Annotated in this window: 14 protein-coding genes; 7 read left to right on the top strand and 7 right to left on the bottom strand. The window is 68.7% G+C overall.

Annotated elements, in window-relative coordinates; translation table 11 throughout:
• Positions 1 to 272: 272 nt before the first annotated feature.
• The 5 genes from C5F48_RS11435 to C5F48_RS11415 are packed head-to-tail and all read left to right on the top strand — an operon-like array spanning position 273 to position 4585.
• Entirely contained in the window at positions 273 to 1142 is an 870-nt protein-coding gene (locus C5F48_RS11435) for a PhnD/SsuA/transferrin family substrate-binding protein (RefSeq protein ID WP_107664045.1), read from the top strand.
• Positions 1143 to 1145: 3 nt separating this feature from the next.
• Positions 1146 to 1925 (top strand): phosphonate ABC transporter ATP-binding protein, encoded by a 780-nt coding sequence (locus tag C5F48_RS11430; RefSeq protein ID WP_107664044.1) that lies wholly within the window; start codon positions 1146 to 1148, stop codon positions 1923 to 1925.
• Complete coding sequence (gene phnE / locus C5F48_RS11425) at positions 1918 to 2718, top strand: phosphonate ABC transporter, permease protein PhnE (protein ID WP_107664043.1); 801 nt, start codon at positions 1918 to 1920, stop codon at positions 2716 to 2718. The genes C5F48_RS11430 and phnE overlap by 8 nt, the downstream gene beginning before the upstream one ends.
• A complete protein-coding gene (locus tag C5F48_RS11420; RefSeq protein ID WP_107664042.1) occupies positions 2715 to 3371 on the top strand; it encodes a class I SAM-dependent methyltransferase in 657 nt (218 codons plus the stop codon). The genes phnE and C5F48_RS11420 overlap by 4 nt, the downstream gene beginning before the upstream one ends.
• Positions 3371 to 4585 (top strand): alpha-D-ribose 1-methylphosphonate 5-triphosphate diphosphatase, encoded by a 1215-nt coding sequence (locus tag C5F48_RS11415; protein ID WP_107664041.1) that lies wholly within the window; start codon positions 3371 to 3373, stop codon positions 4583 to 4585. The genes C5F48_RS11420 and C5F48_RS11415 overlap by 1 nt, the downstream gene beginning before the upstream one ends.
• Before the next feature lie 142 nt (positions 4586 to 4727).
• On the opposite strand, the gene C5F48_RS11410 is transcribed toward C5F48_RS11415, so the two are convergent.
• A complete protein-coding gene (locus tag C5F48_RS11410; RefSeq protein WP_107664040.1) occupies positions 4728 to 5972 on the bottom strand; it encodes an MFS transporter in 1245 nt (414 codons plus the stop codon).
• 70 nt (positions 5973 to 6042) lie between these two features.
• On the opposite strand from C5F48_RS11410, the gene C5F48_RS11405 reads away from it, so the two are divergent.
• Positions 6043 to 6462 carry a helix-turn-helix domain-containing protein gene (locus C5F48_RS11405; RefSeq protein ID WP_107664039.1) on the top strand — a complete coding sequence of 140 codons (420 nt, stop codon included), beginning with the start codon at positions 6043 to 6045 and terminating at the stop codon, positions 6460 to 6462.
• 317 nt (positions 6463 to 6779) lie between these two features.
• Here the strand turns inward: C5F48_RS11405 and C5F48_RS11400 are convergent, their stop codons facing one another.
• On the bottom strand, positions 6780 to 7871 hold the full coding sequence (locus C5F48_RS11400) for an Acg family FMN-binding oxidoreductase (RefSeq protein WP_107664038.1): 1092 nt from the start codon (positions 7869 to 7871) through the stop codon (positions 6780 to 6782).
• 186 nt (positions 7872 to 8057) lie between these two features.
• On the opposite strand from C5F48_RS11400, the gene C5F48_RS11395 reads away from it, so the two are divergent.
• The gene (locus tag C5F48_RS11395; RefSeq protein WP_107664037.1) at positions 8058 to 8603 is read left to right on the top strand and encodes a YaeQ family protein; all 546 of its coding nucleotides are present in this window, start codon (positions 8058 to 8060) and stop codon (positions 8601 to 8603) included.
• A gap of 160 nt (positions 8604 to 8763) precedes the next feature.
• On the opposite strand, the gene C5F48_RS11390 is transcribed toward C5F48_RS11395, so the two are convergent.
• From C5F48_RS11390 to C5F48_RS11370, 5 genes are all read right to left on the bottom strand, one after another.
• Entirely contained in the window at positions 8764 to 9693 is a 930-nt protein-coding gene (locus tag C5F48_RS11390) for an ABC transporter ATP-binding protein (protein ID WP_107664036.1), read from the bottom strand.
• Entirely contained in the window at positions 9690 to 10592 is a 903-nt protein-coding gene (locus C5F48_RS11385) for an ABC transporter ATP-binding protein (protein ID WP_107664035.1), read from the bottom strand. The genes C5F48_RS11390 and C5F48_RS11385 overlap by 4 nt, the downstream gene beginning before the upstream one ends.
• Complete coding sequence (locus C5F48_RS11380) at positions 10589 to 11410, bottom strand: ABC transporter permease (protein ID WP_107664034.1); 822 nt, start codon at positions 11408 to 11410, stop codon at positions 10589 to 10591. Before C5F48_RS11380 ends, C5F48_RS11385 begins: the two co-directional genes overlap by 4 nt.
• Before the next feature lie 6 nt (positions 11411 to 11416).
• Positions 11417 to 12352, bottom strand: a complete 936-nt coding sequence (locus C5F48_RS11375; protein ID WP_107664033.1) for an ABC transporter permease — start codon at positions 12350 to 12352, stop codon at positions 11417 to 11419.
• Positions 12353 to 12460: 108 nt separating this feature from the next.
• Positions 12461 to 14050 (bottom strand): ABC transporter substrate-binding protein, encoded by a 1590-nt coding sequence (locus C5F48_RS11370; RefSeq protein ID WP_107664032.1) that lies wholly within the window; start codon positions 14048 to 14050, stop codon positions 12461 to 12463.
• Positions 14051 to 14066 lie beyond the last annotated feature (16 nt).

Raw genomic sequence — 14066 nt, 5'->3', positions numbered from 1 at the left:
CATCATCCGGATGAATTTACTGAGTCCGGTTCTGGACAGTTCTGTGACGGCGGCGGGGGAATCCTGAAGTCAGTGGACTTGAAGCGCGTCGCTGTTTCGCCGCCGCGGCTCCGCATGTGCCCAGCCTCTGTGGCGCTGCCGTCCCGCCAAGCGGTACAAATCTGTCGCGCGGCTGCAACGGAAGCTTCATTTGCCCGTGGCGGCCGCGTCACACGCCGGGGCTAGAAATTCATCCGAACCAATCCTGCATCCCCTGACCCGGAGTGACTGACATGACCCTCAAGGCCACCTTGCTCGGCGCCGCCCTCACCCTGCTGGCGGGCGCCGCTTCCGCGGAAACCTGGAACATCGCCGTCACCGACGTGGAGGGGCTGGAGCGCCTGCAGGCCGAATGGGGTCCGTTCAAGGCCGAGCTGGAGAAGGCGACCGGCGAGACCTTCGATTTCTTCCCGGTCTCCTCGCGCACCGCCGCCGCCGAATCCCTGCGCGGCGAAACGGTGGATTTCGTCATCACCGGCCCGGCGGAATACATCGTCATCAACACCCTGACCAAGGCGACGCCGCTGATCGGCTTCGGCCGGCCGGATTACCGCTGCGCCATCGTCGTGCGGGCGGATTCGGGGATCGACAGCATGGAGGACCTGAAGGGCCAGAAGGTCGCCTTCGGCGACATCGGCTCCACCTCGAACATGCTCTGCCCGATGCAGCTGATGGCCGATTACGGCGTCGACCCCGTGTCCGATGTCGACAAGGTGCACACCGCCGCCAACATCGCCCACGAGGCGCTGAAGGCCGGCGACGTGGCGGCCATCGGCATCAACGAGGGCAGCTGGATCTCCGGGGCGCGAAACAAGGACACGTCGGTGCCCTACGGCTTCTTCAAGGTGCTGGCCCGCTCCGGCGATCTGCCGAACGACATGCTGCTGGCGGGCGCGCATGTGCCGGCTGAGGTGCAGGCGCTGCTGCGCGACGGCATCATCGAGAACAAGGCCGCGATCATCAAGGCGATCACCGCCCATGAGGAGAACGACAAATATGTCGGCATGGACCTGGTGACGATCGAGGACGCCGCCTACAACCGGGTGCGCTCGATGTACACCACGGCGGGCTATCCGCAGTTCGACAGCTTCCTGGGCGAGTGAGCGATGGCGCTCGACCACGCGGTTCCGCGGCTGGCCGCAACGGCCAGCGACCTGCAGGCGAGGGGCCTCGCCAAGCGCTTCGGCACGGCGGCGCCGGTGTTCTCCGGGCTCGACTTCAGCATCCGGCAGGGCGATTGCGTCGCCCTGGTCGGGGCGAACGGGACGGGGAAATCGACACTGCTGCGTTGCTGCCTCGGGCTGATCGCGCCCGACGCGGGGCAGGTGTCGCTGCTGGGCGAGGATATCGCCCGCATTGCGGGACCGGCGCGGCGCGCCCTGCGCGCCCGCACCGGGCTGGTCGGGCAGAAGCACAACCTGGTGCCGCGGCTCTCGGTACTGTCCAACGTGATCCACGGGTTGCTCGGCCAGTCCTCCGGCCCGCGCTACTGGGTGCAGGGGCTGGCCCCTGAGCCCGCGCGCCGCGCGGCGCTGGCCTCGCTCGAGAAGGTGGGCCTTGCGCATCTCGCCCTGCGCCGCGCCGACCAGCTGTCGGGCGGGCAGAGCCAGCGGGTGGCGATCGCCCGGGCGCTGGTCGGCAAGCCGCGCTTCCTCGTGGCCGACGAACCCTGCGCCTCGCTCGACCCACAGGCCGGGGAGGAGGTCATGGCGCTGTTCATGTCCTTGGTGAAACGTGAAGGAGTCACCGTCTTGTTCACCTCGCACAACGTGCAGCACGCGCTGAGCTACGGCGACCGCATCCTCGGGCTGCAGGGCGGCCGGATCGCCATCGACGCCGCGGCGCGGGACGTGACGCCGCAGACGATGGCGGCCCTCTATGTCTGACCTCGCCCCTCCCGCCCGCTTCTCGCGCCCCGGACCCGGCGGCTTTCTCGGCTATGTCGCCGTGCTCCTGCTGGTGCTCTGGGCGATGGAGGGGGCCGGCTGGTCGGTGGAGCGGCTGGTCGCCTCGCCGCCCAAGCTCGCCGATTTCTTCGCCCGGGCTTGGCCGCCCTCGACCCATAACCTCGACCGGCTGGCCTGGAAGATGGTGGAGACGCTGCAGATCGCCGTCGCCGGCGCCGCCATCGGCATTGTGCTGTCGGTCCCCGTTGCGCTGCTGGCGGCGCGCGGCGTGTTGGTCGGGCGCGGGGTGAACTGGGCGGTGCGCACGCTTCTCGGCTTCATCCGCGCGGTGCCGGACCTCGCTTGGGCGCTGGTCTTCTTCGTGGCGGTCGGGCTCGGCCCCTTCGCGGGGATGCTGGCCATCGTCATCGACACCATCGGCTATTGCGGCCGCTTCTTCGCCGACGACATGGAAAACACCGATCCGGGCCCCGCCGAGGCGCTGGGGGCGACCGGCGCGCGGCGGCTCGACATCGCGGCCTGCGCCACCATCCCCGCGGCGCTGCCCGCCTTCGTCTCCACCTCGCTCTTCGGGCTGGAGAAGGCGGTGCGCTCCTCGACCATCCTCGGGCTGGTCGGCGCCGGCGGGATCGGCATCGAGCTGAAGGTCGGCTTCGACCTTTTCGACTATCCTACGGCCCTCACGGTGATCCTGATGATCGCCGTGGTGGTGATCGGGGTTGAACAGATCGGCGCGCTGCTGCGCCAGAAGATCATGGGACCGGGACGATGAAGACAGATACCGCGCATCACTATTGGGCCGAGGAATGGGCCCGCGCCGAGGGCGTCGGCAAATGGGAGCATCCCGAGCCCGAGGCGATGGCCTATGCCGAGACTGTCGCCCCCGGCGCGCGGGTGCTCGACCTCGGCGCCGGCGTCGGTCGACACGCGCTGGCGCTGGCCCGGCAGGGCTTCGCCGTGGCGGCGCTGGATGCGGCCCCCGAGGGCATCGCCGAGCTGACCCGGATCGCCGCAGCCGAGGAGCTGACCATCGACGCCCGCGTCGGCATGATGACCGAACTGCCCTTCGCCGACGCCAGCTTCGACCATGTGCTGTCCTGGAACGTGATCTACCACGGCGACGAGACGGTGCTGCGCGCCGCCATCGCAGAGATCGCCCGGGTGCTGAAGCCCGGCGGCCGCTTCATGGGCACCATGCTCTCCGCCCGCCGCGTCCCGGCGGAGCTGGCCAAGGCCCCCGGCCGCGAGATCTCGCGCAACACCTGGGTGTTCGAGGGCCCGGGCGACAAGATCCACCCGCATTACTTCTGCACCGGCCGCGACCTGCTGGAGCTGTTCTCGGCCTTCGAGGTCTGCCGGCTGGAGGACCGCGAGCATGACACGCCTGGCTCCTGGCACTGGCACCTGGTGCTGGAGCGCCTGTGATGCAGCATTTCGTGATCGAGGGCGCCACGGTGATCCTGCTGGACCATGTGGCACCGGTAGCGGTCCGCGTCGAGGCGGGTCGGATCGCCGCGCTGGACGGGCCGCGCGACGGGGCGCGGGTGATCGACGGGCGGGGCCTCGTGCTGGCGCCGGCGATGGTCGACATCCACGGCGATGCCTTCGAGCGCCAGCTGATGCCGCGCCCGGGCGTGCTGCTGCCTACCGAGGCCGCTCTCCTGGAGACCGACCGCCAGCTGGCCGCCAACGGCATCGCCACTGCCTATCACGCGCTGACGCTCAGCTTCGAGCCGGGCCTGCGCTCGGTCGCCACCGGGCGCGAGGTGGTAGCGGCGCTGGCGGCGCTGGCTCCGCGGCTGACGGTGGAGAACCGGGTGCAGCTGCGCTGGGAGACTTTCTGCTTCGAGGCGCTGCCCCTGATCGAGGAGGCGCTGGTCGGGCCGCTCCTGCCGGCGCTGGCCTTCAATGACCACATGACCATGGCGGTGCTCGACCCGTCCTGCGCGCTGCAGGACCGGCCCTTCGACCACGACCCGGCTTTCCCGGTCACCGACATGCATGGCGCGGCCTTCGCCGCCAAGATGGAGACGCGCGCCAAGCGCTCCGGCATGGCGGCGACCGATTTCACCGCGCTGATGCGCGAGATCTGGACCCGGCGGGCCGAGGTGCCGGCGGTCATCGCCTTGGCGGGCGAGCGGGCCCGGGCGGTGGGCGCGCCGATGCTGAGCCATGACGACAGCCAGCCGGAGACCCGCAGCTTCTACCGCGGCCATGGCGCGCGGATCTCGGAATTCCCGATGAACCTGGCGGTGGCCGGGGCGGCGCGCGAGGCCGGCGACTGGATCGTCTTCGGCGCGCCGAATGCGGCGCGCGGCGGCAGCCATCTCGGCTCGCCGGGGGCGGCCGACATGCTGGCGGCGGGGCTCTGCGACATCCTCGCCTCGGACTACTACTACCCGGCGGTGCTGGCCGCGGTGGCGCGGCTGCAGGCCGACGGCGCCGGCGCGCTGGCCGGGCTGTGGAAGCTGGTGGCGGCCAATCCGGCCGAGGCGCTGGGTCTGGCGGACCGCGGCGAGATCGCTCTCGGCAAGCGCGCCGACCTGGTGCTCCTGGACTGGCCGGACGGGCATCCGCCAGTGGTGCGGCAAACTTTCGTCGAGGGGCGCGCAGCCTATCGCGCAATCGCGGCGGGATAGAAGATGTCCGGGGCGGAGCGCTTCGACGGGCTGGCCGAAAGCTGCGAGAGGCGCCGTCCCGGCTATCCGCCCGAGGTCTTCCGCGCCCTGACCGCCGACCTGCGCTGCGCCGCTTAGGCGCCCTCCCCATGCCGGGAGAGCGTCACGGCCTGAGCTCGTTCCGCGCCGCCGCGAGATGCCGATGCATCGCCAGGATCGCCAGGCTCATCACGCCGCCCGCCGTGAGAAAGGTGAGCTGCATGCCGGCGGCGATGGCCTGAGCCGTGACCCGGGTGAGGTCGGCGGTTCCTGCGCCGAAGGCGAAGAGCGCTCCCATTGCGGTTGATCCTGCGATCAGGCCGAGGTTGCGCGACAGGTTGAGCAGCCCCGAGACGGCGCCCCGCAGATCGGCGCGGGCATCCGCCAGGGCGGCGGTGTTGTTGGCCGCCTGGAACAGCTGGTAGCCGGGGGTCAGCACGAGGATCGCCAGCAGGTACCCCGCCACGCCCGCGCGGCCCGGCAGGATCGCCAGCGCGAAGGTCCCCGTCGTCAGCAGCAGCAGTCCGGCGAGAACCACCCGCCGGCTGCCGAGATGGTCGACCAGCCGACCGGAGGGCGCGCCGCTGACGATGGACAGGGCCGGGCCGACCGTCATGACGAGGCCGACCTGCGTGACGCTCAGGCCGAGCGCGAGGCTCAGATAGAACGGCCCGACCACGAGGGTCGTCATCATCACGGCGGCGACGAGCACGTTCAGGAGGAGATTGGGCAGGAGCGACCGGTCCAGCACCGACCGCAGTCTGCCGCGGGGCGCCGCCTTCGCCGCGCGCTCCGGCGAGAGCACCGCGACCGCCAGGATCAGGGCCAGCGCCGACAGCGGAGCCTGAAACCAGAAGACGCCTCGCCACCCGGTCAGCGGCAGCATGAGCCCGCCCAGGGCCGGGCCAAGGGCGGTTCCGAGGGCCGAGACCGTGCCGAGCAGCCCCATCGCGCGCCCGATCCGCGCCTCGCTCGCCGTCTGTCGCATCAAGGCCATGCTGAGCGTCATCAGGAAGGCCGCGCCGGCGCCCTGGACGCCTCGCGCGGCGACCAGCATCCACAGGTTGGGCGTCAGGGCGCAGAGCAGTGATGCCGCAGTGAACAGGCCGAGGCCCGCGATCAGCATGTGCCGCAGCCCGTACCGGTCGCCAAGACGCCCGGCGATGACCACGAAGATCGTGAGCCCGGCCAGATAGGCGACGACCACCGCCTGCACCTTTGCGAAGGGGGCCGAGAACGCTGCGGCCATCGTCGGCAAGGCGACATTCGCGATGCTGGCGCCCAGCGAGGCGAGCAGCATGGAGAGCGCGAGCGTCACCGTCGGCGCCCCGCGGGTGATCCTCGGCGGGATGGATATCTTCGGTTGCATGGCCTTGCCCTCTTGCTGAAATCCTCGATCGGGAGCAGGCTTGCCACTTCAAGTCGGCTTTAGGTCAAGCATGAAGTTCCTGGATATCGGAGAGGTCGCGGCCAGGTCCGGGGTTCCGCCCTCGGCGCTGCGGCATTACGAGACGGTGGGGCTGATCGCCTCGGTGTCGCGCCACGGGCTGCGCCGGCAGTTTCCGCCCGAGGTGCTGCTGCAACTGAAACTGATCGCGATGGCCAAGTCGGCGGGCTTCTCCCTGGCCGACATCGCCGGGATGTTCCGCCGCGACGGCATGCCGGACCTGCCGCGTGCGGCGTTCCATCACAAGGCGGAGGAGATCGACCGGCGGATCGCCGAGCTTGCCGCGCTCAGCCACATGCTGCGCCACGTCGCGGATTGCCCCGCGCCGTCGCACATGGACTGCCCGAAGTTCCGCCAGCTGATCGAGACGGCCGGAGCAGGGCCGAAGAAGGCCGGGCCTGTGCGTGGGTGAGGCTGCGGCGGGCGGAGGCCGTGCAACTGGATCAGAGGTCGGCAGCGTCGGTCGTGGCGACCAGAACCGCCGGGGCCGGACGCAAGATCAGCGATGCACCGCATTACAATAAGGACTGCGTGACATCACTGGTGAGGGACGGAAAGCGGTCAGAACCGCCGCCAAACCTCGCCCCGGCTGCGGAGAGGCGGCAGACCGGAGACGGCGCCGCCCGGACATGCGGTCTGTCAGTCGCGTTCCTCCCTGTGAGGGACAAGCCGCCTGCCACGTCCCGGATCAAAGGCCGGTCGTCCCTCTCGCCCCCGCAACACAGCCCGTCACGCCAGAACCGCGCTGACGGGGCGCCGCAGCGACATCGGCATTGCCGGGGCGCGGCCGAAGCGGACGACGAGATCGGGGCGTGCGCCGGGCGTCCCCAGCCAGCGTGCGAACTCCGTCCGGAGGGCCGGGACCTCGACGGGTTGATTGACATGCGCGGTGCGGATGCCGAGCACGGCAGCCTGAAGCGCGAAGCGCTCGAAGCTCCTTCCGACCCTGATCCAATGCGCGGGATCCGCTTGCTCCGCGACGAAGACGGCGAGTCCGGCGGAGGACCGGATCTGATCGCGATGCTTGTCGTTCTCCGCCGCCTTGCGGAAGACGCGCGGAAACAGCCGGTGTCCGAGCCAGTCGGGCAGGGCGGGGCTGCCGGAGCAGGGCGCGAACAGGCCATCGCCGGTCTCAAGCGCGCTGGCGGGGCTGAAGCGGATCCAGCCGGTCAGCTCCTCGACGAAGGCCGGATCGTCCATCTGCGCGCTGTTGGCCGCGACCACGAAATCGAGCAGCGCGGCGCGCTCCGCCCGTCCGGTGAGCAGCCGGACCGAGACTCTGTCTTCACGCGCCGCGGCCTCCAGCAGCGCGAGATCCCCGGTGGAGACCGGTTGCCCGTCATAGAGCGAGCGGGTGGACTGGCGCAGCGGGATCGCCTCGTAGAGCTCCTGCCGGCCGGGTCGCGCCGGGGTCAGCGCGATCTCGATCGGCGGTTCGGCCCCCGCCCCGATCACAACCTCGCTGCCGTGACCGAGAGCCGCCGCGGCGATGACGAGGTTCTCCGTCGCGCAGCCGAGACTGACGAAGAGATGGTGGTCGTCCGGGTCGACAACCGGCGTTCGCCGTCTGACGTCGGGCAGGATCGCAACCGTCCGCTCCCCCAGTTGGAACCGCCATGGCTGGGTGTTGTGCCCGTTCGGCGCCAGCGTCGCCATCCGGACCAGTTCCTCAAGCCCGGGATCGGCGGAGAGTAGTCGCCGCTGCCGGTCGACCTCCTCGCGGACCCCGTCCATCCGCGGCCAGAGGGCGTATCCGACGCCGCCCGCGGTGGCGAAGGAGAGGCCGGTTGCGATGAGGGAGCGGCGGGAGAGAAAGGCCATGTCGGCTGTCCGGATACGGATGCATATGCCTCAGACTGAGCGCTTCTCGCCGCGCCCGCCTTGATCGAGCGCAGGTGCGGGTTTCCGGAGAGGGCCCAAGGCGGCATCGTCGGCAACGCCTTATCTGCTTTCGCAGCGGCGCCGGACGCAGTAGGTGATCCCGATCTTCGAAGATCGGGACCCGCCATGGCGCAGAATGCCACCATCTACAAAGTTGAGCTTTCCGTCTCCGACATGGATCGCCATTATTATGAGACCCATAAACTGACTGTCGCCAAGCATCCCTCGGAGACGGATGAACGCCTGATGCTGCGCATCATTGCTTTCGCGCTGAATGCCCATGAATACCTGGAAATGACCAAGGGCATTTCGACGGATGGTGAGCCGGACATCTGGCAAAAGAGCCTTGGCGGCGAGCTTGATGTATGGGTGGCTCTCGGGCTTCCCAGCGAAAAGGTGATGCGTCAATCCTGCAGCAAAGCGGTCAAGGTGGTCGTCTATCCCTACGGCGGCAGGACGGCCGAAATTTGGTGGGAGAAGATAAAAGGCGGCGCCACCCGATTTGAAAATCTTCAGGTGACCAATTTCTCTGCCAGGGACACGGAAGAACTGGCGAAACTGTCCAGCCGGGCGATGAAGCTCCAGGTCAACATTCAGGACGGTGAAGTGATGGTCAGCGTCGGTGACACTGTCCTTTATCTTACCCCGCTGAAATGGAAGACTGCGGCGTAAATCACGGCGTCGGATTCAAGCCGACCTTCATCGCCAACAGCAGCGGGTGGTAGATGAGCGTCATGACGAAGCAGCCCGGAACGGACCGGGACTGCTTGCCGGTCCTGAAGATGCGGATCAACCGCGGGCCGCACTGGCAGGAAGCGCCGGAGCGCGGGCGTCAGGCGCGCGCGGCCCCTTCCAGCGCAGTGCGGCGGATGAAATGGCCCGGCGCGATCTCCGTCAGGTCGGAGGCCGCCGGCGGGGCGAACATGTTCGGCGCGTCGATGAAGGGCTCGGCCGAGATCCGGCCGAAATGCGCGGGGTCGGGGATCGCGGCGATCAGGCGGCGAGTGTAGGGATGCGCGGGAGAGGCGAAGATCTGCTGCCAGCTGCCGGTCTCGACCAGCTGGCCGAAATACATCACCATCACCCGGTCGCTCATGTGCTCGACCACCGACAGGTCGTGGCTGATCATCAGGTAGGACAGGCCGAACTGGTCCTGCAGGTCCAGCAGCAGGTTGATGATCTGCGCCCGGATCGACACGTCCAGCGCCGAGACCGGCTCGTCCAGCACCACGATCTCCGGCTCGAGGATCAGCGCCCGGGCGATGCCGATGCGCTGGCGCTGTCCGCCGGAGAACTCGTGCGGGAAGCGGCCGGCCTGCTCGGGCGTCAGGCCGACGCTGCGCATCAGCGCGGCGATGCGGTCGGCGCTCTCGGACTTCGCGGTGATGCCGTGCAGGCGCAACGGGTCGGCCAGCGATCTCCACACCGTCTGGCGCGGGTTGAGCGAGGCATAGGGATCCTGGAACACGATCTGCACCGCCTTGGCGCGCTCCATCCGGGTGGGCGCGCTCGGCCCGGTCATCGGCCGGCCGCGGAAGCGTATCTCGCCCTCCGTCGGCTCCTGCAGCCCCATGATCGACAGGGCGGCGGTGGACTTGCCGCAGCCGGACTCGCCGACGATCGACAGGCACTCGCCCTTGGCCAGCGAGAAGCTGACGCCGTTCACCGCGTGCAGCAGCCGCTTGCCGCGCCCGGTCAGGCCGGTTCCCGCGACCGGGAAGCGGACGTGCAGGTCGTCGACCTCCAGCAGCGGCGCGGTCATGGCGTCTCCTCCCGGCGCGGGGTGATGAAGCGCGTCTCGGTCAGGCGCGAGCGGTCGGCGATGATGCTGTCGATGTCGATCAGCCTCTGCCGCCCTTGCGCCGCCCGGCTGCCCAACCGGGGCAGGGCGCCGAGCAGCCCGCGGGTGTAGTCGTGCCGCGGCGTCTCGAACAGCGCGGCGGTCTCGTTCTCCTCGACGAGGCAGCCGGCATACATCACCCCGACCCGCTGGCAGACCGAGGCGATGACGCCCAGGTCATGGCTGATGAACAGCACCGCGGTGCCGCGCTCGGCGCAGAGGTCCTTGATCAGCCGCAGCACCTCGGCCTGCACCGTCACGTCCAGCGCAGTGGTGGGCTCGTCGGCGATCAACAGGTCCGGGTTGCAGGCGAGCGCCATGGCGATCATCACCCGCTGGCGCAGCCCGCCCGACATCTCGTGCGGATAGCTGCGGGCGCGGCGGTCGGCATTGGGCACCTTCACGCTTTCCAGCGCCGCCACCGCCAGCGGCGCAGCCTCGGCCCGACTCTTGCCCTGGTGCAGCATGAACATCTCGGCGATCTGCCGGCCGACGGTGGCCAGCGGGTTCAGCGCCGTCATCGGCTCCTGGAAGATCATGGCGATGCGGTCGCCGCGCAGCTTGCGCATCTCGCGCTTCGGCAGGGTCAGCAGGTCGCGGCCCTGAAAGCCGATCCGCCCGCCCGAGACGCGCAGCGGCTTCTTCAGCAGTCCCATGATGGCCAGCGAGGTGACCGACTTGCCCGACCCGGATTCACCCACCAGCCCGTAGGCCTCGCCGGGATGGATCTGGAACGAGACGCGGTTCAGGATCGGCAGGCTGCCGCGGCCATGCGGCACGTCCAGCACCAGGTCGCGGACGTCGAGCAGGGGTTCGGTCATGGCTTGCGGGTCCTCATATGCGGGTCGAGACTGTCGCGCAGCCCGTCGCCCAGCAGGTTGAAGCCGAGCACCGACAGGAAGATGGCGAGGCCGGGGAAGACCGCGACCCAGGGCGCCAGCTGCAGCAGCCGCTGCGCATCGGTGAGCATCGAGCCCCAGCTGGGGAAGGGCGGCTGGATGCCGAGCCCGAGGAAGGACAGCGCCGCCTCGGACAGCACGGCCGAGCCCATGCCCAGCGTCGCCATCACCAGGATCGGCCCCATCATGTTTGGCAGGATCTGGGTGAACATGATGCGCAGGTCGCTGTAGCCCAGCGTCTGCGCCGCCTGCACATAGCCCTGCGACTTCAAGGACAGGGTGGAGCTGCGGGCGATGCGGCAGGTCCAGCTCCAGTTGGTCAGCCCAAGCGCGATCAGCAGCGAGGGCAGCCCGGGGCCGAGCACCGCCATCACGGCGAGGGCGAAGATCAGCGAGGGGATGGCCAGCATCACGTTGGTCAGCCCGCTCACCAGGTCGTCCCACCAGCCGCCCCAGTAGCCGGCGGTCATGCCGAGGGTCACGCCGATGACCGAGTTGATGACCTGCGACACGATCCCCACGGTCAGCGAGATCTGCGCGCCGTAGAGGATGCGGCTGTAGACGTCGCGGCCCTGCGCATCGGTGCCGAACCAGAAGGTGCCGTCCGGCGGCAGTTCCGAGCTCATCAGGTCGGCGTCGAGCACCGGGTCGAAGGGCGCGAGCCAGGGGGCCAGCAGGCCGGCGAGGATGACCAGCGTGGTCAGGAAGGCCCCGAGGGCCAGGTTGAAGCGGAGGCGCATCGCGGCCTATCCCTGCTTGATGCGCGGGTCGATCGCGGCATAGATCAGATCGACGGCGGTGTTGATGACGAGGAACCACAGCACGATCACGAGGATGGCGCCCTGGACCACGGGAATGTCGCGGATCGCCACGCTGTCCACCAGCAGCGAGCCGATGCCCGGCCAGGAGAACAGCTTCTCGATCACCACGGCCTGGCCGATCAGCGAGCCGAACTGCAGCCCGACCGTGGTCACGATCAGCACCAGCGCGTTGCGCGCGACGTGCCAGCGCACCACCTGGCCCTCGCTCATCCCCTTGGAATGGGCGGTGCGGACGAAATCGGCGCTCATCACGTCCAGCACCCCGGCGCGGGTGGTGCGGGCCAGCAGGGCCAGCGGCGTCACCCCCAGCGTGACCGCCGGCAGGATGATGTTGCGCCAGGATCCGTCGCCATAGCCGAAACTCGGGAGCCAGTTCAGCTGCAGCGCGAAGACATACATCATCAGCAGCCCGAGCCAGAACTGCGGGATCGACAGGCCCGAGACCGCGCCGATCATCGTCACCGTGTCGAGGATCGAGCCCGGACGCAGCGCCGCGAGAAAGCCCAGCGGCACCCCCACCAGGATGGCGAAGGCCATGGCCGCCATCGCCAACTCCAGCGAGGCCCAGATCCGGCTGTTGATCAGCTCGATCACCGGCTGGCGGGTGCGGAAGCTGGTGCCGAGATCGAGATGCGCGAGATCGACGATGTAGATGACGAAACGCTCGAGCAGCGGCTTGTCGAGACCGAGCTCGCGGTTGAGCCGTGCCATCAGCTCGGGATCGGCGGCGGTCCTGCCGTCGGCGAAGAGGCTGGCCGCGAAGCTGCCGGGCACCACGCTGAAGATCACGAAGATCAGCAGCGCGACCACGAAGACCGTGGGAATGATCTGCAGGATGCGGCGGAGGGTGAACTGAAGCATGAACCCTTTCCGGTTCGGGCCGCGGGACGCGCCGCGCCCTCTGGCCATGGGATGAGGGTGCGGGCGCGCCAGGCTTGGCCCGGACGCGCCCGCACCCCGGGTCGGTCGTCAGTTGCGCGAGTCGGGAGCGGTCTCGTCGATCCAGATCTCGTCATAGGGCTGCAGCGCCAGCTCGGTGGCGTTCGGCACCAGGCCGTGCACCCAGGGCTGATAGGCCATGACCGCCTTGTTGTAGTTGAAGAACCACACCGGCGCGTCGTCCTGCACGATGTTGTTGGCCTGGCGCAGCAGGTCGATCTGCTTGGCCGGGTCACGCTCCTGCTGGGCCTGCTCGTAGAGCGCGTCGAACTCCGGGCTGGCGTAGCTGGCGTAGTTGCAGGCCGACTGTAGCGTCTTGGAGTAGAAGCAGCGCAGCGCGTTCAGCGGGTCGGGACCGGATTGGTTCGACCAGATATAGGCCTGGAAGTCGTTGGAGGTGATGGCGTCGCCCAGGGCGGCGCTCTCCACCGGCCGCGGCCGGACGGTGACGCCCACCTTCTGCAGCATCGGCAGGATCGCCTCGACGATCGGCACGCCCCAGCTCTCGTTCGGGCTGGCGGTCACCTCGAACTCGAAGCCGTCGGCATAGCCGGCCTCGGCCAGCAGCGCCTTGGCTTTCTCTGGGTCGAAGTCGTAGGCGGGTTTGTCCGGATCGAAGGCGGGCGAGGACACGGGCAGCCAGCCGGAGGCGGGATAGGCCTTGTTCTTCACCAGCCGCTCGATGATCAGCGGCGCGTTGATCGCGTGGTTCAGCGCCTGGCGGACGCGCTTGTCCTTGAAGGGCTCGAAGGCCGGGTTGAAGCCGATGTTGCGGGTGAAGACCTCGGCCACCTCAAGGATGTTGTCCTTCAGCCCCTCCTCGCCCTGATAGGCCTGGTACTGGGTCGGGCCGAGGATCGAGACGTCGATCTCCTTGTTGCGGAAGGCCACGTCGCGCGCGGCGTCCTCGCCCATCAGGATCAGGTTCACCCGGTCGAGATAGGGTTTGCCCTCCTCGTAGTACTTGTCGAACTTCGTCACCACGACCTGCGAGCCGGGCACATGCTCCTCGAACTTGAACGCGCCCAGACCGACCGGGGCGGTGACGAAGCTGGCCTCGTCGACGTTCGAGGGATAGATCGCGGTGGTATTCATCATCAGCGCGAAGCCGGGGTTGATCGGCGCGACGAATGTGATCTCCAGCGTGTGGTCGTCGATCTTCTTCAGGCCCGAAATACCCTCGGCATCGCCGGCGATGTATTCGGCCGCGCCGGCGATGTTGGCGATGTAGCTGGCGCCGGGGAAGGCGTTCTGCGGGGCGGCGATGCGCAGGTAGCTGTAGATGATGTCATCGGCGGTCAGCGGCTTGTCGTTGTGGAACACCGCGTTCTCGCGCAGGTGATAGGTGTAGACCGTGCCCTCCTCCGACACGTCGGCGGAGGTCGCCAACTCCAGCACCGGCTCGTTCTTCAGCGAATCCCAGCTGTAGAGCGAGCGGTGGATCGCCTGGGTGATGAACTCCTCTTGGGTGTTCGGGCTGGCCTGGCTGTCCAGCGTCGCGAAGCTCGACCCGTAGGGTGCGGTGAAGTTGAGGGTGCCGCCCTGGCGCTCCCCCTCCGCAATGGCGAGGCCCGAGGCCCCGAGGCTCAGCACGGCGGCAAGTGAAAGACGTTTCAGCATCGGTTTCTCCTTGTTG

Origin of the sequence: Cereibacter changlensis JA139, from assembly GCF_003034985.1 — a bacterium.
GTDB classification, from domain to species: Bacteria; Pseudomonadota; Alphaproteobacteria; order Rhodobacterales; family Rhodobacteraceae; genus Cereibacter; species Cereibacter changlensis.
Note: the sequence above shows the minus strand (reverse complement) of the source record. Positions and strands in the feature narration are given on the sequence as shown.

Bases quoted from the DNA above. Each gene is read 5' to 3' on its own strand.
- C5F48_RS11435 (WP_107664045.1), top strand. From the start codon at position 273: ATGACCCTCAAGGCCACCTTGCTCGGCGCCGCCCTCACCCTGCTGGCG.
- C5F48_RS11400 (WP_107664038.1), bottom strand. From the start codon at position 7,871: ATGGCCTTTCTCTCCCGCCGCTCCCTCATCGCAACCGGCCTCTCCTTC.
- C5F48_RS11420 (WP_107664042.1), top strand. From the start codon at position 2,715: ATGAAGACAGATACCGCGCATCACTATTGGGCCGAGGAATGGGCCCGC.
- C5F48_RS11415 (WP_107664041.1), top strand. From the start codon at position 3,371: ATGCAGCATTTCGTGATCGAGGGCGCCACGGTGATCCTGCTGGACCAT.
- C5F48_RS11370 (WP_107664032.1), bottom strand. From the start codon at position 14,050: ATGCTGAAACGTCTTTCACTTGCCGCCGTGCTGAGCCTCGGGGCCTCG.
- C5F48_RS11375 (WP_107664033.1), bottom strand. From the start codon at position 12,352: ATGCTTCAGTTCACCCTCCGCCGCATCCTGCAGATCATTCCCACGGTC.
- C5F48_RS11405 (WP_107664039.1), top strand. From the start codon at position 6,043: ATGAAGTTCCTGGATATCGGAGAGGTCGCGGCCAGGTCCGGGGTTCCG.
- C5F48_RS11430 (WP_107664044.1), top strand. From the start codon at position 1,146: ATGGCGCTCGACCACGCGGTTCCGCGGCTGGCCGCAACGGCCAGCGAC.
- C5F48_RS11410 (WP_107664040.1), bottom strand. From the start codon at position 5,972: ATGCAACCGAAGATATCCATCCCGCCGAGGATCACCCGCGGGGCGCCG.
- C5F48_RS11395 (WP_107664037.1), top strand. From the start codon at position 8,058: ATGGCGCAGAATGCCACCATCTACAAAGTTGAGCTTTCCGTCTCCGAC.
- phnE (WP_107664043.1), top strand. From the start codon at position 1,918: ATGTCTGACCTCGCCCCTCCCGCCCGCTTCTCGCGCCCCGGACCCGGC.
- C5F48_RS11385 (WP_107664035.1), bottom strand. From the start codon at position 10,592: ATGACCGAACCCCTGCTCGACGTCCGCGACCTGGTGCTGGACGTGCCG.
- C5F48_RS11380 (WP_107664034.1), bottom strand. From the start codon at position 11,410: ATGCGCCTCCGCTTCAACCTGGCCCTCGGGGCCTTCCTGACCACGCTG.
- C5F48_RS11390 (WP_107664036.1), bottom strand. From the start codon at position 9,693: ATGACCGCGCCGCTGCTGGAGGTCGACGACCTGCACGTCCGCTTCCCG.